General features: G+C 46.2%; 16 protein-coding genes and 1 tRNA gene. 10 read left to right on the top strand and 7 right to left on the bottom strand.

The features are described 5' to 3' along the window. The first annotated feature begins 562 nt into the window (after positions 1–562). The gene (locus tag LAY41_RS26320) at positions 563–2305 is read left to right on the top strand and encodes a methyl-accepting chemotaxis protein (protein ID WP_249104598.1); all 1743 of its coding nucleotides are present in this window, start codon (positions 563–565) and stop codon (positions 2303–2305) included. A gap of 334 nt (positions 2306–2639) precedes the next feature. Here the strand turns inward: LAY41_RS26320 and LAY41_RS26315 are convergent, their stop codons facing one another. Then, positions 2640–3863: a DUF4335 domain-containing protein gene (locus tag LAY41_RS26315; RefSeq protein WP_249104596.1), complete on the bottom strand. Its 1224-nt coding sequence runs from the start codon at positions 3861–3863 to the stop codon at positions 2640–2642. A 101-nt stretch (positions 3864–3964) separates the two neighbouring features. Continuing rightward, positions 3965–4591: a DUF3038 domain-containing protein gene (locus tag LAY41_RS26310; protein WP_249104594.1), complete on the bottom strand. Its 627-nt coding sequence runs from the start codon at positions 4589–4591 to the stop codon at positions 3965–3967. 736 nt (positions 4592–5327) lie between these two features. Between LAY41_RS26310 and LAY41_RS26305 the strand changes: the two genes are divergently transcribed. The 6 genes from LAY41_RS26305 (at position 5328) to LAY41_RS26280 (ending at position 9342) form a co-directional block, all read left to right on the top strand. After that, positions 5328–5846 carry an adenine phosphoribosyltransferase gene (locus tag LAY41_RS26305; protein WP_249104592.1) on the top strand — a complete coding sequence of 173 codons (519 nt, stop codon included), beginning with the start codon at positions 5328–5330 and terminating at the stop codon, positions 5844–5846. Positions 5847–5933: 87 nt separating this feature from the next. Next, positions 5934–6995, top strand: a complete 1062-nt coding sequence (locus LAY41_RS26300) for an ABC transporter permease (protein ID WP_249104590.1) — start codon at positions 5934–5936, stop codon at positions 6993–6995. Positions 6996–7083: 88 nt separating this feature from the next. Next, positions 7084–7377 carry a hypothetical protein gene (locus tag LAY41_RS26295; protein WP_249104588.1) on the top strand — a complete coding sequence of 98 codons (294 nt, stop codon included), beginning with the start codon at positions 7084–7086 and terminating at the stop codon, positions 7375–7377. 266 nt (positions 7378–7643) lie between these two features. Continuing rightward, a complete protein-coding gene (locus LAY41_RS26290) occupies positions 7644–8006 on the top strand; it encodes a low temperature-induced protein (protein WP_249104585.1) in 363 nt (120 codons plus the stop codon). A 147-nt stretch (positions 8007–8153) separates the two neighbouring features. Beyond that, complete coding sequence (locus tag LAY41_RS26285; protein ID WP_249104583.1) at positions 8154–8720, top strand: Uma2 family endonuclease; 567 nt, start codon at positions 8154–8156, stop codon at positions 8718–8720. A 40-nt stretch (positions 8721–8760) separates the two neighbouring features. Beyond that, complete coding sequence (locus tag LAY41_RS26280) at positions 8761–9342, top strand: Uma2 family endonuclease (RefSeq protein ID WP_249104608.1); 582 nt, start codon at positions 8761–8763, stop codon at positions 9340–9342. 139 nt (positions 9343–9481) lie between these two features. Here the strand turns inward: LAY41_RS26280 and LAY41_RS26275 are convergent. Continuing rightward, positions 9482–9552: transfer RNA gene (locus LAY41_RS26275), tRNA-Gly, on the bottom strand. 97 nt (positions 9553–9649) lie between these two features. Continuing rightward, positions 9650–13135: a response regulator gene (locus LAY41_RS26270; RefSeq protein ID WP_249104582.1), complete on the bottom strand. Its 3486-nt coding sequence runs from the start codon at positions 13133–13135 to the stop codon at positions 9650–9652. 376 nt (positions 13136–13511) lie between these two features. Between LAY41_RS26270 and LAY41_RS26265 the strand changes: the two genes are divergently transcribed. The 3 genes from LAY41_RS26265 to LAY41_RS26255 all read left to right on the top strand — a co-directional run bounded on the left by LAY41_RS26265 (position 13512) and on the right by LAY41_RS26255 (position 15025). Beyond that, positions 13512–13760: a hypothetical protein gene (locus LAY41_RS26265; RefSeq protein ID WP_249104579.1), complete on the top strand. Its 249-nt coding sequence runs from the start codon at positions 13512–13514 to the stop codon at positions 13758–13760. A gap of 130 nt (positions 13761–13890) precedes the next feature. After that, positions 13891–14556, top strand: coding sequence for a GNAT family N-acetyltransferase (locus LAY41_RS26260; RefSeq protein ID WP_338023054.1), 666 nt, complete (start codon positions 13891–13893; stop codon positions 14554–14556). A gap of 19 nt (positions 14557–14575) precedes the next feature. Then, on the top strand, positions 14576–15025 hold the full coding sequence (locus tag LAY41_RS26255; protein ID WP_249104577.1) for a hypothetical protein: 450 nt from the start codon (positions 14576–14578) through the stop codon (positions 15023–15025). A 115-nt stretch (positions 15026–15140) separates the two neighbouring features. Here LAY41_RS26255 and LAY41_RS26250 read toward each other — a convergent pair whose 3' ends face one another. The 3 genes from LAY41_RS26250 to LAY41_RS26240 form a co-directional block, all read right to left on the bottom strand. Continuing rightward, positions 15141–16301: a histidinol-phosphate transaminase gene (locus LAY41_RS26250; protein ID WP_249104576.1), complete on the bottom strand. Its 1161-nt coding sequence runs from the start codon at positions 16299–16301 to the stop codon at positions 15141–15143. A 213-nt stretch (positions 16302–16514) separates the two neighbouring features. Beyond that, positions 16515–17162: a YqiA/YcfP family alpha/beta fold hydrolase gene (locus LAY41_RS26245; RefSeq protein ID WP_249104573.1), complete on the bottom strand. Its 648-nt coding sequence runs from the start codon at positions 17160–17162 to the stop codon at positions 16515–16517. Positions 17163–17596: 434 nt separating this feature from the next. Then, complete coding sequence (locus LAY41_RS26240; protein ID WP_249104571.1) at positions 17597–17827, bottom strand: EF-hand domain-containing protein; 231 nt, start codon at positions 17825–17827, stop codon at positions 17597–17599. Between the last annotated feature and the right edge of the window lie 153 nt (positions 17828–17980).

Below are 17980 nucleotides of genomic sequence, written 5' to 3'. Positions count from 1 at the left end.
ATACAAGGACGGGCAGGATGCCCATCCCACAAGAAGCTCAGAAAAACTGACTGTGAAATTAGATGCGTAGCAGCTTAGCCCCTAGCCCCTAGCCCCTAGCCCCTCGTTATAATTGGTTGTTTTCACCATATAAAATTACTTTTATTTTCTACCCTAAGAAGTATGTTAATATTGGTGTAATGTGCATCTATTAATAGTAATTACGCTCCAAACCCGGGTTTTTAAGGTAATCACGGCATTTCAGGCTGTAGGTTGGGTTGAGCGATAGCGAAACCCAACCACCACCCGTGTAGCGTTGGGTTTCTTGATGGTGAGAACGAGAAAACGGGTTTCTTTGGTATAAAAGTGTAAGTCCCGAAGACGAAAAATGGTTTTTAGGATGCTAAAAGTGAAAAGTTTATCTCAAAAGCCTTACTTAGCAAGGCTTTCAGTTTAAGCGCAACTTTTTAAGTTAAACTCTTGCCCAGTAAGCCTGCCTAGTAATTTAGTATACCAGGAACGGAAGAACCTAAGCTCTACGTAAAAGACAACTAACAATAGACAACCAACCAAAGGCCAACTTATGTTCAAGAATCAAAGTCTGCAAAGCAGAATAATAAGCGCGTTTGTCTTGATAGGTTCAATCGTATTAATTGTGGGTATGGTAGGCTGGTTTTCTACTTCTACTTTAGGCACAATGCTTACCACGGTGACTACGAATAGCCTACCAAGCGTGCAGGGATTGTGGAAAATTAATGAAGGGCAAACCCAAATTGAATCATCAGAACGAGCCTTGCTAGATTCAGCACTTTCCGCAGATGCAAGGCAGAAGGAATTAGCGAGAATAAATTCAGCTTGGCAACAAATAAACGAGGGATTCAAACAATATGAAACCACTCCTCGTAGTGAAGAAGAAGACAGAGTATACAAACAACTGCTCGTAAACTGGGATAAGTGGAAGACAAATCATCAAGAATTACTGCAACTTAATCAACAATTCGAGAGCCTGGGTATTCTCAAACCCCGGCAAGTACAGCTTGACCTGCTCAGCAATGGGCAGGGGAATAGCCCACAATTTGCAGCAGCAAAAGCAGCAGCTGATGCTTTTAATAAAATCTCTGAAAAAGCCCAGGCTAATCGACCCTCGTTTGAGGCGGCGACAGCATCGCTTCTCCAAGATATCAAGATAAACGAAGATGCGGCAGCCAAAGCTTATAAGGATGGCCAGCATAATATAGCTCAAAGCAAGTTCTTGGTGATTGTAGGTATGACGATCGGCTCCCTGATTGCTGTAATTTTTGGTATTTACTTCAGCAATACAATTGCGAAACCATTGGGGGCAAAGATTGCTGGAGTTGTGAGAATTGCAGAAAAAATTTCAGTGGGAGATCTTACCGCTCAAGTCCAAGTAACCGAAGAAATGGATGAGATAGGAAAATTACTTGCCGCCTTCCGTCAGATGAGTCTAAACCTAAATTCATTAATTCGCCTGGTGCAGCAGTCTGGTATTCAGATTACCACTTCTACCACTCAAATCGCCGCTTCTGGCAAACAATTAGAAGCCACAGTCACAGAACAAGCCGCCTCTGCAAACGAAGTTTTAGCCACAACAAACGAGATTTCTGCCACCTCTAAAGAACTGGTACAGACAATGGATCGAGTTGCGGAACTATCCCAAGCAACCGCCACATCTGCTGGCGGCGGTCAAAAAGATTTGATTCGCATGGAAAACACCATGCGTAATTTAGCTAATTCCACCAATTCTATATCTACAAAACTGGGAATAATTACCGAAAAAGCAAATAACATTAATAGCGTTGTCACTACCATTACTAAGGTCGCAGACCAGACAAATTTGCTTTCTCTCAACGCCGCTATAGAAGCGGAAAAAGCGGGAGAGTATGGGACGGGTTTTGCTGTAGTAGCCAGAGAAATCCGCCGCTTAGCAGATCAGACAGCCGTGGCAACTTTGGATATTGAAAACATGGTAAAAGAAATGCAGGCTGCGGTTTCCACGGGTGTGATGGAAATGGATAAATTTACAAAAGAAGTGTATGAGTGCGTTGAAGATGTTGGCAATATCAGCGTCCAACTAGGGTCAATTATTCAGCAAGTGCAGAGTCTGACACCGCGCTTTCAAGTGGTAAATCAGGGTATGGATGCTCAGGTGCAGGGGGCTGAGCAAATCAAGGAGGCTATGGTTCAGTTAAGCGAAGCTTCGTCGCAAACGGCTGATTCTCTGCGGGAAATTAACCGTGCGATCTCGCAATTGAACGAGGCGTCACAAGGCTTACGCCAAGAGATATCTCGATTTAAGGTGAATTGAGCGGACATGGGGAATTTTAAATTGCAGATTGCAGATCTATACTTCGCACGGGCATAAATGGGCGAAGCATTCCGTAAATAATTTGTTGGTTGAACCCAAAGATCTTTGACGGAATGCTTCGCCCCTACAGGCATAAAAAAAGCTCGGTCTGTGACCGTGCTAAGTATAATTTAAACAGGACTTATGAAATCGCCCCCCTAGCCCCCCAAATCTGGGGGGAACAGGACTCTTCTCCCCCCAGATTTGGGGGGATAGGGGGGCAAAACCTTCGTTTTTGCGTAAGTCCTGTTAAATCTAAAATCTGAAATCTGAACTTCTCCCCAATCCCCGAAATTTACCGATAGCCTCGCCAAGGGCTGACTTGCGGAACACCTCTAAGGGTAAACACTACCTTGAAGTAAGCAAGAGGTTCTTCGCTACCAGTAGCTGATGAAGTTGGAGTGCTAGTAGATTTCAGCTTAGGTAAGGGGGTTTGGTTTTCGTAGTCCCTAGCAGGTTGGTTGCGTGCTTCATAGTCTGCTATTGTTCCGTCTGGACGCATAGCCACACGGTAAAGCAACTGTCGTGGAAACTTTAACTTTTCTTCCTTGTTTTGCAGAATTTGCTGCTGGAGTTTTCCGTTCAAATCTCTGAGCGTGTTATTGTCAGTAATTTCTGACCCCACGGTCGCTGTTGTCGGCGCAGTGGATAATTCTGAAGGTGAAGGCGTTGCTGTTTCCGATGCTAGGGGCGAAGGCGTTGCTGTTTCCGATGCTAGGGGCGAAGGCGTTGCTGTTTCCGATGCTAGGGGCGAAGGCGTTGCTGTTTGGGCGACGGGGGAAGCTGAAGGCGTTTCCGATGCAAGAGGCGTTGGCCCGATCGGCCCAGAACCAGTTGTAACTTGTCCTTCTGCACCGGAAGTAGTAGAAAGCGAGTTAGAGTTGGCTTGGGGCAGAGGTTCTTTAGGTCTCTGCACTTCTGGAATTGGGACGAAGAAAAGAGCTAGAGCAGCCACAGCCAAACTCGACACCCCTATAGCAGCAGGTGCAGCTCGCTTAAGGACGGGTTGGTCAGCATGAGCGTATCGCCGTTCTACAGGCGTCAAAAGCAGCGACAATCCCGGCAAAGTTTGAGAGTCGGCAAAGAACTGATCCACCGCCTCCACCAAATCGAACAGCTGCACCGTCGTTATATCAATCTCAACTGGTGCCGTCGATCCTGTCTTACCCATCATGCCGTTAGATGCCAGATGAACATCTGCCCGGCGTTGCACAATCAATCGATGTAAATTCCGATTGATTCGTCGTAACTGCACCAACGGCGGCTCTTGGGTATTATAAGGATGATGTACACCACTTAAAAACTCCTGGGCATAACGGCTCACAGCCGTCACCAAACTATCAAAAAATTCTCGTCCGCCGGTGAGTGGTGGCGCAGAACCTGCCAAATGACACTCTGCATTCACCAAAATCGACATGACCGGGCGCACCTCTAATTGGCCGCTACCAGTGGTTGCATCATTCAATCCTTCCAAGAGCAGAGTGCAATTGGGCAGACTGTACTGGCGTTGTATAGTCATTTTGAGTCGTTAGTTGTTAGTTGTCATTTACAATTTCAGATTTCAGATTTAAAATTTCAGATTTAAAATAAATTTTAAATCTGAAATTCCCCAGCGACCGATTAAATTTCGCCGTCAAACAGACTGCTCCAAAACCGCTGCATTCCAGCAGTGCCGGTACAAAATAGCAACTCGCCCAACAGCGAAATGGCGAGATCGTTTAATTTTTCGTCAGAGGTGTAAGCGATCACCCCAGAGCGTCGGGGGTTCATCCGGCTGCGGAAGTGTTTGCGGAAGCGATCGAGGTAGTCAGAAAGGCGAAAATGATGTTCCATCGACAGTTGCTTCTCGCTCAGTTGTTGATAAGCCAGTAGCAATTGCCGGATCAGAACCGTCATGCGTCGCGCCAGGTAGGAGGCAATTACCACCAAAGCTTTCGCCTCCACAACACTCAGAGAACGGCGCTGGCTGAACCGTCGCAGGGGGTTCGCACTGCGAAGCCGCCATAGGTTGACTCGATTTTTAATAATATCTTGTAGTTCTAGTTCGGAAGCGGTGGTCAGTATGGCTTCGGAGCCGCTGAGATCCAAGGCTTCAATTGCCAGTAGAATCAGGTCAATTTGCAGCCTGGCGCGGCGCGGCATTTCCCGCTCCTCAAAAGTAGCTGGAACGGGCAAGCTGTCCAAAATGACGGGAATGGTTTGGGCTGGTGGACTATCTAAATACATTACGTTAGCGGAGACTTTCATTTAGACTGGCTGGGTAGGTGGAGTGGACTGTTGCAAAAGCAATCCAAAACCGATCGGATCGCCTCTAATCGCAGATCCGGTGGACAAATATAGACTATGCGGCATAACTATATCCATCAACTCGATGAACTATTTGGCAGTATTTAGCCCTAACTGGGCTGACTTTACCTTTGATTGTCACCATTTCAAACACCCCGGTTGCGCGAACAGTTAATCGCCCAATATGAGGTAATTTTTTCCTCGTCAATGTTACTTAGGCTTGTTCGGATCAGTTTACTTTCTTAGCTAAATAGGAATGTTTAAAACTGAACGGCAGAGCTACAAGCTGGAAAGCACTCGCAGGTGCCATGACCTAAGTAACGTAGCCCACTAAAGGCTTAGACTGGCTATCTCTTCACCGAATGTACTGATTGTCCAGTTATGTCCAGTGTTTAGCGGATAGCATCACTGACTTGTGACTTTTAGTCTCGGTCTTTGTGCCATATCTCTACCCTACCTGTTGAAGAACCGAGCTTGATTTTGAATGTAGGCATTTATATCAAACAGTGCAACTCTCTAGTGTACGATTTCTGAGGCATCTATATTGCAGGGCGATCTGAGTGAAGGCGAATGGGAACTCTTGATTGGGGCGGTGTTGACGCACCCTACGTACTGGGGACCGATCGAGTTTCATCTTTCTACAACGGTCGTTTTGCAGGCGATGCCTGTCCTAAACGCAATTTTTGATTAAACATCTATGGATTTAAAGTCTCTGATCCGCAACATTCCAGATTTTCCCAAGCCGGGAATCCTATTTCGGGACATTACTACTCTCCTGCGCTCGAGCGATGGGCTCAGGTATACGATCGACACTTTTACCCAAAAGTGCAAGGACACCTTCCCGGCGGTGGATTATGTGGTGGGAATGGAGTCGCGTGGGTTTATTGTGGGAGCGCCTTTAGCTTATCAGCTGGGCGCTGGCTTTATTCCTGTCCGCAAGCCAGGGAAGTTGCCAGCAGAGGTGTACTCGATCGAGTATGAACTAGAGTACGGCACCGATCGGCTGGAGGTACATAAGGATGCTTTGCAGCCAGACTGTCGGATCTTAATTGTGGACGATCTGATTGCTACTGGGGGAACGGCAGCTGCTACGGCAAAGTTGGTGCAGCAGGCAGGCTGCGATTTGGTTGGTTTTGGATTTATCATCGAGCTACGGGATTTGGACGGACGCCGACATCTTCCCGATTTGCCGATCGTAACGCTGATCGAGTATTAGCTATCCGATCGCAATGGTTTTAGATTTTGGATGACTCCAAAATCCAAAATCTAAAATTGCTGTAGGCGAAATGGAGCCTATGTTTTGATGACTTCTACTAAAAATTCCTCGCATCGCAGATCGTTGGAGGCTGGTGGGAATTGGCCTAAAGCCCTGGTCACCAGCGAGACGTTTGTATATGTGGCAAAGCGATTGTTGCAGGCACTGTTGACCCTGCTGCTGGCGTCAGCACTTTCGTTTGTGATTATTCAATTGGCTCCAGGCGATTACTTAGATACACTGAGGCAGAATCCTAAGATTTCGCCGGAACGGATTGAGGAACTCAGGCGGCAGTTTGGTTTAGATCGATCGGGCCTACAGCAATATATGCTATGGCTGTGGCGGATTGTCACCAAAGGTGATTTTGGCATGAGTTTTGTTTATCAGCGATCGGTAGCTTCTTTGTTGTGGGAGCGAATTCCGAATACTCTGCTGCTGGCAATTTCTTCCCTGATTGTCACATGGGCGATCGCAATTCCCTTGGGCATTGTTGCTGCCGTAAATCAAAATCGCCGCATTGACTATTTCCTACAGTTGCTGAGTTATACCGGACAAGGATTTCCCAGCTTTATCACAGCCCTGCTACTCCTAATCTTGGCGCAAAACATTTCTCCAGTGTTTCCAGTCGGAGGAATGACGAGCATTAATTACGCCGAGCTAACGCCTTTGGGTCAAGCTTTGGATATTGGCTGGCACATGATTTTACCCACTATAGCGCTGAGTATTACCAGCTTTGCTGGGTTGCAGCGAATTATGCGGGGAGAATTGCTAGACGTTCTGCGCCAAGATTACATCCAGACAGCCCGTGCTAAAGGTTTGCCAGAAAACAGGGTGATCTATGTTCACGCGCTTCGCAATGCGGTCAACCCTTTGATTACTTTATTGGGTTTTGAGTTTTCTAGTTTGTTGAGCGGTGCTTTTATTTCCGAGTTTTTCTTTAACTGGCCCGGTTTGGGACGTCTGATTTTGCAGGCGGTGTTGGCTCAAGACCTCTACTTGGTGATGGCGAGTCTGATGATGGGAGGTGTAATGCTGATTGTAGGCAACTTGTTGGCAGATTTGCTGCTCAAGGGTGTAGACCCCCGGATTCGTCTGGAAAATCTGAATTAGTCATTAGTAATGGGTCATTTGTCATTAGTCAAAAGTTCTTTGATAATGACCAATGACCAATGACCGATGACCAATCCCCAAAGTCGCCATGTTCTCGCAACTTTATTACCTAGTTCGTTCTAAAGCCGACGGTCGTTATCTGGCTGCCCATCCTGACAGAGATACTAAAGGAGCTAATTCAGGCTACCTGCTGCTGTTTAACGAAGATTTCGAGGCGCTGAGCTATCTCAACACCCACGGCGCAAATGTAGTCGATCGCTTTGGGGTAGAATCTATTCCTGGCTCTCAGCTAAAAAATCTACTTCAGCGTTGGGGTTTTGCGGGTGTGGGAATTATTCGAGACCCACTCTTACCCAGTATTGAGTTTTTCTCGCTTAATTGAGTTAGCAAGAGGATACGCCTTTTGGTAGATGACAAATGCTTTGGAGACAATCAACTTCGATCTACCGAAGAGATTAAACCAGCAACCCGATCCGCCTTTTGGTAGATGATGGATGCTTTTGGAGCAATCAATACAGAATCTATCCAGGTACAGAGGCAAGAAAGTTAAAAATTTGAGCAAATAGAGGAAGGTCGTGGAAAATAAACGTTTGTTTAGCCTATTAACGACCAATAGCTACCAATTTCGATAAATAGGAGAACCTTTCAATGCGCTCTATTCGTTTTAACATTTCTGCTCTGTTGCGTCCAGTTCGTTTTCTGCTCAGTCTTTGTGTTTGTGCCGTGCTGTTGATGTCCTATGCAACGCCTGCTTACAGCGCCAGCACCAATACCAGCAGTCCCACCCAAGGCGAAGCAAACCTGTTAGAGATTGAGAAGAAATCACAAGAAGCAGTTTTGTCCAACCCCTACGGTCTCAAAAAGCAAATCGAGGAAACTAATCCCGGTTTGAACGAAGTTCAAGGAACCGCTGACATTGACAAGATGAAACGTCCTGGAAATACCAAGGGCGTCGAATCTGTGGAAGAAATTATCGGAAAGTCCCTGGACAAAGTTGGGGGCAAAGATTAGGTAGATCGGGCGTTTCCTTACTTACCTGACAATCTGCCGAGATAATTTATCTCGGTTTCTCCCTAGTGTTGAAGAGGGTAGGCATAAGTAAGTGTCTGCCCTAATTTTTATTATGGGGCTTTCGGACTATTTAAGGAAAAATAATTTATGGTATCTTCAGTTGAATCACCCACCAAAATATCTTTAGAAGAGTTTTTGCAATTACCAGAAACTCAACCAGCTAGCGAGTACATTAATGGTCAAATTTATCAAAAACCTATGCCACAGGGAGAACACAGCATTCTGCAAAGTGAGTTAGCATCTTCTATCAATCAAATGGGCAAACCACAAAAGTTAGCTTATGCTTTCCCTGAGTTACGTTGCACATTTGGTGGCGGTGCAGTTGTCCCAGATGTTACAGTATTTGAATGGTCACGCATCCCCCGCAAAGCAAATGGTAGAATTGAAAATAGGTTTAATATTGCACCAGATTGGACTATTGAAATTCTGTCTCCCGAACAATCCGCTAATCGCGTGATTAGGAAAATTATTTTTTGTTTAAAGCATGGGACACAACTAGGTTGGTTAATTGATCCTGAAGATGAATCTGTGATGATTTTTCAACCCAATCAAACCCCAGATGTGAAGTATAATGACGAGATTTTACCTGTTTTGAGTGTATTGGGTGATTGGCAATTATCGGGAGCAGATTTATTTAGTTGGTTAGTTGTTTAATTTTCTTTACTGCACATTACTCACAGCATGGAGAATAATGATGATATCTTCTATCCAGTCGCCTGCTAAACTTTCTCTAAAAGAGTTTTTGCAATTACCAGAAACGAAACCGGCCAGCGAGTACATTGATGGAAAAATTTATCAAAAACCTATGGGACAGGGAAAACACAGTCAAGTTCAAACTCTTTTTTCTGCTACTATTAACCAAGCTGGTTACCCTCAACATCTAGCTGCTGCATTTACTGAGTTACGAGTAACTTTTGGGGGACGTTCTCTAGTACCAGATATCTCGGTTTTTGAGTGGTCGCGCATTCCCTTAGATGCTAATGGGGAAATTGAAAATAAGATTGAAATTGCACCGGATTGGGTAATAGAAATTCTGTCTCCCGAACAAACTCCTACTCGTGTCATAGATAAAATTGTTTTTTGTCTGAAAAATGGTTCTCAACTTGGTTGGTTTATCGAACCTCAAGAACGATTAATTATGGTATTTACTCCCAATCAGTTACCGACAACTATGGAAGGACAAGATAGTTTGCCAGTTTTGAGTGTTTTGACTGATTGGCAATTATCCGTAGCAGATGTATTTGGATTATTAAGTTTCCGAGGAAATCAGCAATAATGACTATGGGCTATAACTTATCGCTCTCTCCACTGAAACCAACCCAGTTGAATTTAATCTCAAGTGGCAAAATGCTCAAAGCAAGGCGGTGACTGTGTTCGTACTAAAGCCGAAGCACTTTGGTATTATTGTGTTACAAAGCGGGCGGCGGGAATCGAACCCGCATTATTAGCTTGGAAGGCTAAAGTTTTACCACTAAACTACGCCCGCATTCTACGACGCATTGAGCAAACAAGCTCAGATGACACCTTAACTAGAATAACATAAATTTTCCAATATTCAACTATCCCGACAAACTTTTTTTCCTTCAACCTTCAGATTTTTTGCCTATAGGGTCTACCACAAACGTCAGAACCGTTTCATCGACGCCTTTGAGGTGTAGAGAACTGCCTTTAGTAATTTCAGACTCATCCAGATAATCAGCCACAGCAGCCGAAACGAGGATGCAGTCAGGTTCTGCGACTTGTTGAAGTCGGGAAGCAATATTGACGGTGGGGCCGATCGCTGTGTAATCTGCGCGTTCGGCACTGCCAAACATACCCACAACGGCGGTTCCCTGGTGGATGCCGCAGCGGAACTGAACGCGCGGGATGCCCTGATCTTGCCAGCGCAGGTTGAGTTCCTCCAAATATTGACGCATTTGGCGTGCGGTTGCGATCGCTCTTCTCACCTGCTCATTCGGCGTCAGTTCCTCCGGGGCCCCAAACATTGCCAGCACTGCATCACCCATAAACTTATCCACAGTACCGCCATTATCGAACACCGCCCTAGTCATAAACTCGAAATATTCATTCAACAACTCAGCCACCCGACGACTTCGCAACGTATTCGACAGTTGAGTAAATCCCACAATATCGCTAAACAAAATTGTGACCAAGCGGGGTTCCGGCTTCAGATCCAGAGTCAAATCCCCAGCTGCTGCCTTCTTTACCATCGCTGGAGGTAAAAAGCGCTTCAGAACCGACTCAGTTAAGTATTTATTCAGATCCGTCACCCGTCGTTCATTTTCCTTAAGTACCAGCAGATTACGTACAGCCGCCAGTAATTCTCGATCGTTAAAAGGTTTGGCTAAGTAAATATCCGCTCCCAGTTCCGTACCTTCAATCCGGGTATCTTCATCCACCTTAGCAGTGAGCAAGATAATCGGCGTTCCCTTCAAATCCGACTGTTCGCGGATCATCCGAATCATCTCCAAACCAGACACCATCGGCATCATCAAATCTGTCACGATCAGTTCGGGACGGTTCGCTTGAGCCACACCGAAACCCTCTGCCCCATCGCGAGCCATCAAAACATCAAACCCAGATGCCCGCAGAATTCTGGATACATAGTTTCGCAGATCGGGATTGTCATCCACCACCAAAATTGTGCGTTGAGTTGGCGCGATAGAGATTCCAGTAGAATCTGAGTTTAACTCGGCACTTTCCACAGGGGCAAGCAGTTCCAAATCGGCTAATTCCACTGCGGCGCGATTTGGCTGTATTTGAGTTGCCACTTCCAGTACCTGATCGAGTGGCAGATGAAATGTTCCTGTTTGCAACCACACTGTGAAGGTAGTTCCAGCTTGATAAATCGACTCTACCGAAATTTGACCTCCGTGGAGTTCCACCAGTTCTTTCACCAAAGCCAGACCCAAACCCGAACCTTCGTAAGAGCGATTAACAGACCCCTCTGCTTGACGGAACCGCTCAAACAAGTGGGGAATCTGCTCGGTGCGAATGCCAATGCCGGTGTCTTTCACTTGGATGCGGATGTGATCTCCAGCCGTTTCCACCTTGATAGCAATACTGCCACCCGTTTCGGTAAATTTCATCGCATTTGACAGCAGGTTGTAGAGTACCTTGTCAAATCGTTCTGGATCTAAGTAGACCCTTGGACAGGAGTTTAGTTCGGTGATCAGACGCAGACCCTTTTTTTCGCAGTAGGGACGGAAGGCTTCGACAATTTGGCCCACCATTATCACCAAATCGCAAGGGCGGAAGCTGGCTTGCATACGTTTGGCGTCGAGTCGCTGGAGATCCAGCAGTTGATTGACCAGACGCAGGAGTCGGCGGCAATTGCGTAGGGCAATCACCGCTTGGTCGTAGGGCAAATCTTGTTGGTGATTAACTACCGATTCCAATGGCCCCATCATCAGAGTGAGGGGAGTGCGGAATTCGTGGGAAATATTTTGAAAGAATTCGGTTTTTTGCTTGTCTAATTCTTGTAAACGCTCTGTTTGCTGTCGAGTTTTTTGATAGAGGCGGGCGTGTTCTACTGCGATCGCAGCTTGGGCTGCCACAGCTTGGGCCAAGTCTATCTCCACCTGTTGCCAGTGGCGAGGATTCGTCGCTTCCCGCAGCGTAATGCTGCCAATGATTTTGCCTTCAAACAATAGAGGTACGACCATCAAGGCTCGTGCCGAAGACCGTAGGGGCAAATCGAACCCTTGCATTTGGGGACTGGCGTCTAGGTCATGGATTACCACAGGTTGGATCGTTTTCAGCAACTGCTGCAACACGGGATTACCTGCTATAGGTGCCACAGACTGCGGCAACTGTGAAAGGTTTTGTGTTGAATTTTGTGCCGAGGAGAAAGTTTGGGGTCTTTGTCCTCCTAAAGTTTCGTCCCCTAAAGCCGTCCCTGCGCTCCAAACTAAGGATTCAAAATTTTTGTCATACAATCCCACACACTGAACAAACTCATCCGATTGGGTCCAAAGGGAAAGAGTGCAGCCATCCACCTTTAGGACTTGCCCCAGTTGTTGGGTAATAGCGGCAAAAATATCCTGGGGATCGAGAGAAGAGCGGATGGCTGAAGTGATGGTGTTAATCAAAGCCTCCCGCCTTGCCATAGCCAGAGAGCGTTCGTAAGCGCGTGCCTGAGCTAGGGCGAGGGCAGCTTGATCCGCCACCATAAATACCAGTTGCACCTCATCATCCTGCCAGCGGCGCGGCTCTCCGCACTGGTGGAGTGCCAGCACTGCCATCAGTTCCATTTGGCAAATCAGCGGCACTACTAAGCTCGATCGAATATCAGCGGTAGAATAAGCTAGAGCACGTTCCTTTTCCGAGGGGGTATCGCCCTGTAGCCGCTCGTCCGTTACTACATCATCGAATACCAGTACATCGTGGGTTTCCCACACCGTCTGCGCCAAAAGAGGAATTCCATTTCCTTCTGCTTTTTCCTGTTGCCTAACTTCCCTCAAGTTAGCAGAAGGAACCTTTAGCCTTTGATAAACAAACCATTCGTCTACCATCCGGTTATCTTGGAAAGGACGCAGAATACATATATCTACCTCCAGCATATGACCGACCGTATTCACGATCGTCTGGAGGATCTGCCGATAATCGGTGCGAGAGCGAATAGTATTAGTAACAGTATTGAGTAGAGATTCCTGACGCAGCGTGCGGCAAAGTTCCTGAGTGCGCGTTTTGAGGACGTTATGAGTATCCAGCGCTTGCCGAACTACAGCTTGGAGGTGTTCGGAGTCCCAAGGCTTAGTTACATACTTAAATACCTTACCGCTGTTGATCGCTTCTACCAAGTCTTCCACATCCGTATAGCCAGTCAAAATTATTCGGATGATATCTGGATACTGAGTTGCAGTGAGGCTCAAAAACTCAGTCCCACTCATCAACGGCATACGCTGATCCGAGATAATTACGGCAATATCCCTCTCAGAAGCCAGGATTGCCAGTGCGGCTGGCCCTGATTCTGCCCTTAGCACTTTATATTCACGATAGAAGGTGCGATACAGCAGGTCGAGATTATCTGGTTCGTCATCGACAACTAGAATTTTCGGCTTATTCATCTGTCTTCCCCCTTGGAGACCCTCGCTATATTCTTCTTAGGAATTAGCGGGGTCGGAAAAGGGGGGCAAGGTCTATGCCGCATTGCGTTTAACAAGAAAGAATAAAGAAACTCTTGCGCCTCAAGGTGAGTTTAATAACTCCCCGGCCCAGTCTGGTCAACTAGGGCTGTATTTCAAGCCACCGCTGTACCCTAACGGGTCAGCGGTGGCTTGTTGACACTTGGAGATTTCATACACTGCTCTCCTCCCTAAGATACTCTTTGAGGAGAAACTTTGATTCTTGGAGGGAGCAGGGGGGCGGTAGTAATATTCGCAACACTAAATTTCTGGCTTAAACTGAGAAGCCAGCAGAACCCTTTGTAACAATTTTTTAAGGTTGCCTGACTCAACACTGGATTTAACTTTTAAGCGTAAGACAATGCTGATGACAGTTATAGTGCCAGTAGCAAAAAAGCGACAAGGTTGGCACGTACTAGCGTTAAGCTGTAAGAGAAATACCAGTTTAGCATTGCTCGATCGATATATGCTCTTAAGCTGGCTCTCGTTGCTAGAGGAGAGTCCTGGTCGGCAGGAAACATTTGGAGCGAAGTTTTTTGTTACAAACGCTTTGCCCCCACAAGGTTGATACACCCTCTGTACGATCCTAATGCAATTGGCTCTAGCTGCTCGCTCTCCGAGGCCGATCTTGGTAGTAACCACGCTGAACTTACAATACCCCGGCACCAGCCGTGGCCAATATCAAACAGTAAAAAGTTGTGAAACCTTTGTTCTCGTCCTCAAAACACCGCCAGCAAAATGCGTTTGTTTCGCCAAACACAGCCGAAACAAACGCCAAATACGGGCAAATGGCTGAATTAGTCGCCTCAAACCACTTCCAAATCCGTGCAGCTAAAGTCAAGGATTTGACTGGTCTTGCAGAAATCCTTGCTGATAGCTTTCACTCTCGCACGGGTATGAGCGGCTGGATTTATCCGTTGTTGCGCCTCGGCATTTACGAAGATTTGCGGAATCGACTGGAATCAAGTTCTCCTCGTTACATTTGTTTTGTTGCGGTAGAGCCTGTCACTATTCGCCCCACCGACTGCGATTACCTAGCAGGAACAGTAGAAATGGCGTTGCGCTCAGCTCATCCGTGGCCCCTGATGAATGTACCCCAATATCCCTATATATCCAATTTGGCGGTGCAAACCGAATGTCGTCGGCGGGGAGTAGCTAAACAATTGCTGCTTAGCTGCGAAAGAATTGCTCTGGGGTGGGGTTTCGATTATATTTACCTTCACGTACTGGAAAATAACCATCAAGCACGGCGGCTTTACTTCAAGTTAGGGTATCGATTGCACCAAGTTGATTCGAGTTGGACTTCTCTGCTGCTGGGGCAACCCCGGCGTTTGTTATTGCGTAAGCACTTGACTGTAGATTAGTCTCCAAGGGGGAAGACGGATGAAACATGAAAATGAGAGTCCAAACGGGTCGGAAATTATTGCTCAATTACACAGCGGCAAGCTGTTAGTTGTGAGTAGGAATAAACGCAATGGCCTCATCCTTTTCAAATCTTACCACGCGGAGTTTGCAGGGCCGGGAGCAGGTGTTGGTAGCACATTTGATATGGATTGTCAGCGGGCTGTTGCTGTGGGCAATTTTTCGTTGGTTGTTCCAGAATCCTATGAGGAACGACAGACTGCTTATAAAACTCGACGGCAGTGGATTATGTTAACAAAACAGTTAACAGATAGGTCAGATCCTCTAGAACGAGCTGAGAAGCTGCTTGCCCAATTTGAAGCTTTTTTTGACAGTCAAACTGTGGCTAATCTGCCGGATGATGTGCTTGCGTATTTAGTTGGTGTTCTGCCGCAAACGATCGCTCTTGCACGTCGTAGTAATGAAGATTGAAAATAGGGCAGAGGGGCAGAGGAGCAAAATCTTCCCTAGTCCATAGTCCATAGCCCATAGCCCCTTTCTTTTGACTTTTGAATGAGTGACTTTTGACTTCCCTAGTCCCTAGTCCCTAGTTATTGAGAGCTACTTGTAAGCGTTGCAGAGTGCGCTTATTTTCTTCGCTACTGCCTACTGTAATGCGTAATCCGCCGCTGATATGGCGTACTAGAGTGCCTTTTGCTTTCACTTGTTGCACCAAATTACTCAATTTTACTTCGTTTAAATTGTTGTCGGTGGCGATAAGACGCAGGTAGATAAAGTTAGAGGAACTTGACCATACTTTTAAGGCTGGGTTCTGGGTTAAGTTATTAATTAACTCGTCTCGATCGGCTAATATTTGAGGAATCGATGCCAGCAATAGTTGCCGATGCGTGAGGGCAATTAGGGCGGCAGTTTGTGAAAAGCTGGGGAGATTGTAGGGCAAACGGACTTTTTCTAGTGCGGCAATTAATTCGGGATGAGCGATGGAATAGCCAACGCGATGAGCTGCTAACCGAAAAGCTTTTGAGAGGGTTCGCAGCAATACCAAATTGGGACGTTGTTGCAATTCACCTACTAGGGTTGTATTGCTAAATTCAAAGTAGGCTTCGTCAATGACAATGAGAATTTGTTCTGGTAAACTTCGCAGCCAATCTAGTTCTTTTGGGGTTAAGGCGTTGGCGGTGGGGGAGTTGGGATGAACGACAAATACTACTCGGATCGGGGGATTTTGTGTTTCTTCAATTGCCTTTTGTGCTGCTTCTAAGTCTATTTCAAAGTTAGTTTCGTGGCGATCGACTTTGACTACCGGAATACCCAAGGTTTCAGCGAGAATGCCATACATGGAGAAGGTGGGAACGGCGACGAGGATAGAACCTTCTGCGCGCAAGCAGGTGGCAATGAGGAGGGAGCGAATTAGTTCGTCGGAACCGTTGCCAATGGAGATGTTTGCGGGTGTTATTGACAGGCAAGATGCCTGTGCCACAAGAGAGGCGGCTGATTCGTTAACGTATTGTGCGATCGCACTTTTTAATGCCGCATGACCGCCATCTGGATAGCGGTTGTTCTCAATTACTTGCTGATACGTCCAGACAAGCTTTTCTTTTAATTCGTTTGGCAAGTCAAAGGGACTTTCGTTGGTATCCAGGCGATCGATCGCCATGTCAGACTGGACTGGTTCGCCGGAAGTACCACCGGGATGGGGTGTATAGGCAGTAAGTTTAGCTAGGTCTGAGCGGATGAAGGGCAGCATAGCAATGAAAATTTTAGATTTTAGATTTTAGATTTTAGATTTTAGATTGAAATTCAATAGAACTTATGCAATCGCCCCCCCAGCCCCCCAAATCTGGGGGGAGAAGAGTCCTATTCCCCCAGATTTGGGGGGCTAGGGGGGCTAAACCTTGGTTAGTGCGTAAGTCCTGTTCAATCTGGAATCTACAATTGGAAATTGGCAATTGCTATAATCCTATGCTGGTAGCTGGCAAAATGCGCCAATTTCCGGCCAAATTTGGGGGAAGACGTTTGCCAGAGAGTGATCGCTGTCAAGTTCGATGAGTTTTACCCAAGGACGAGAAGCGGCAAAGTTTCGACTAGCTTGGATGGGGATGGTTTCATCGTGAATGCCGTGCAGAATGAGGGTGGGAATGGGGCGCTGTAGTTGTTCGTCTTGGTAGTGACTGGCATCTTGGATAAACTGGTAACTTAAGGGAAGCGATCGCTTTTCTCCATAGTGATACACCGACAAATATCCTTCTGTCTGCCAACGTTGCATTGTTTCAGAGCCCAATTTGGGCAACCAATGGGAGAGAAACTGAAAAGCTGGGGCTAATAGCACCAGCTTTTGGCATTGTAGTTGCTGCTGTCCAAGCCAAGCAGAAGCCCAACCACCAAAACTAGAGCCGATTAAAGTTACTGGTGTCGGTGGGGGTGGAAATTCGGCTTCTACTTGACGCAACTGTCGCGTCATGGTGAGGTGGGAAAAGTCACCCTGATTGAGATCGGGAGTTTGGAGGGGAATTTGGAGGGAGGAAAAGCTAGAGCGTAAATAGTTGGCTTTAGCAGAATTGGGGCTAGAAGCAAACCCATGTAGATAGATGTAAGAGGACTTACGCATTTGGAAAGTAGAAAGAGGGAGAAAAAGGCTCTTCCGTACTTAGTGTGCTAAATTAACTTAAATTTATCCTCAAGACTTTGCTAAGTAAGGCTTTGAGATTATTTCCACCATTAGCTTGCTCTATGGTATGCGGCTTTGGGGACGATCGCTTTGAAATCCCAGCCAGCTAAGGTGTAAGTCACCAGAAAACTAATAATTTGGCACACTAAGTACGGAAGAGCCGCAATTAGTCACCCAAAGAATTTAGTCAGTTTTTATCAAAAATTTTTCAAACCCCTATCGAAACGTTGGTTTTTGACTGCCTGCCATGAGGGTCAGGCAGTCAAAAACCAACCAGGGCGGGGGTTTGGGAGTTATTGGAGAAGTCTATTTAACGTGGTCTCGAAAAAATCCTGATTGCGGTCTTGAGTGATTATGATTGCGGTCTCCTACAGCTAGGTTAAATTATTTGCTTCCTTAACTACTTCCTTTAACTCTTCAAAGCTGATACTACCGTTTCCATCTCCATACATAGCTAGCAATTGCTGGGGACTACTGATACCTGTTTCAGCCGAGATGATCGCACTTAAACCAGGGCTCAAAAAAAGCTCATGAATGGAGACTTTGCCGTCTTGATCGAGATCTAAGATATCAAAAAGAGATTGAAGTTCTTGCTCAGTTGCCATAAGTTTCTATTTGGATTGATATTCCAGTTTAAGATCTTTTAATTAAATAAACTTATATCCTTAGACATAGAAACGGGTATTAATACAGTTAAAACCAAAATATATCTCAAGAATGAAATTTAGTATGTCTTAAGAATGAAAGATTCTCTCTTC

Source organism: Argonema galeatum A003/A1 (genome assembly GCF_023333595.1).
Taxonomy (GTDB): Bacteria; Cyanobacteriota; Cyanobacteriia; order Cyanobacteriales; family Aerosakkonemataceae; genus Argonema; species Argonema galeatum.
The sequence above is the reverse complement of the archived record's forward strand: the minus strand, read 5'-3'. Positions and strand labels throughout refer to the sequence as shown.

Excerpts from the sequence above, each read along its gene's own strand:
- LAY41_RS26310 (WP_249104594.1), bottom strand. The coding sequence starts at position 4,591 with ATGAAAGTCTCCGCTAACGTAATGTATTTAGATAGTCCACCAGCCCAA.
- LAY41_RS26245 (WP_249104573.1), bottom strand. The coding sequence starts at position 17,162 with ATGCGTAAGTCCTCTTACATCTATCTACATGGGTTTGCTTCTAGCCCC.
- LAY41_RS26295 (WP_249104588.1), top strand. The coding sequence starts at position 7,084 with ATGTTCTCGCAACTTTATTACCTAGTTCGTTCTAAAGCCGACGGTCGT.
- LAY41_RS26305 (WP_249104592.1), top strand. The coding sequence starts at position 5,328 with ATGGATTTAAAGTCTCTGATCCGCAACATTCCAGATTTTCCCAAGCCG.
- LAY41_RS26320 (WP_249104598.1), top strand. The coding sequence starts at position 563 with ATGTTCAAGAATCAAAGTCTGCAAAGCAGAATAATAAGCGCGTTTGTC.
- LAY41_RS26240 (WP_249104571.1), bottom strand. The coding sequence starts at position 17,827 with ATGGCAACTGAGCAAGAACTTCAATCTCTTTTTGATATCTTAGATCTC.
- LAY41_RS26255 (WP_249104577.1), top strand. The coding sequence starts at position 14,576 with ATGAAACATGAAAATGAGAGTCCAAACGGGTCGGAAATTATTGCTCAA.
- LAY41_RS26270 (WP_249104582.1), bottom strand. The coding sequence starts at position 13,135 with ATGAATAAGCCGAAAATTCTAGTTGTCGATGACGAACCAGATAATCTC.
- LAY41_RS26250 (WP_249104576.1), bottom strand. The coding sequence starts at position 16,301 with ATGCTGCCCTTCATCCGCTCAGACCTAGCTAAACTTACTGCCTATACA.
- LAY41_RS26285 (WP_249104583.1), top strand. The coding sequence starts at position 8,154 with ATGGTATCTTCAGTTGAATCACCCACCAAAATATCTTTAGAAGAGTTT.
- LAY41_RS26300 (WP_249104590.1), top strand. The coding sequence starts at position 5,934 with ATGACTTCTACTAAAAATTCCTCGCATCGCAGATCGTTGGAGGCTGGT.
- LAY41_RS26280 (WP_249104608.1), top strand. The coding sequence starts at position 8,761 with ATGATATCTTCTATCCAGTCGCCTGCTAAACTTTCTCTAAAAGAGTTT.
- LAY41_RS26315 (WP_249104596.1), bottom strand. The coding sequence starts at position 3,863 with ATGACTATACAACGCCAGTACAGTCTGCCCAATTGCACTCTGCTCTTG.
- LAY41_RS26290 (WP_249104585.1), top strand. The coding sequence starts at position 7,644 with ATGCGCTCTATTCGTTTTAACATTTCTGCTCTGTTGCGTCCAGTTCGT.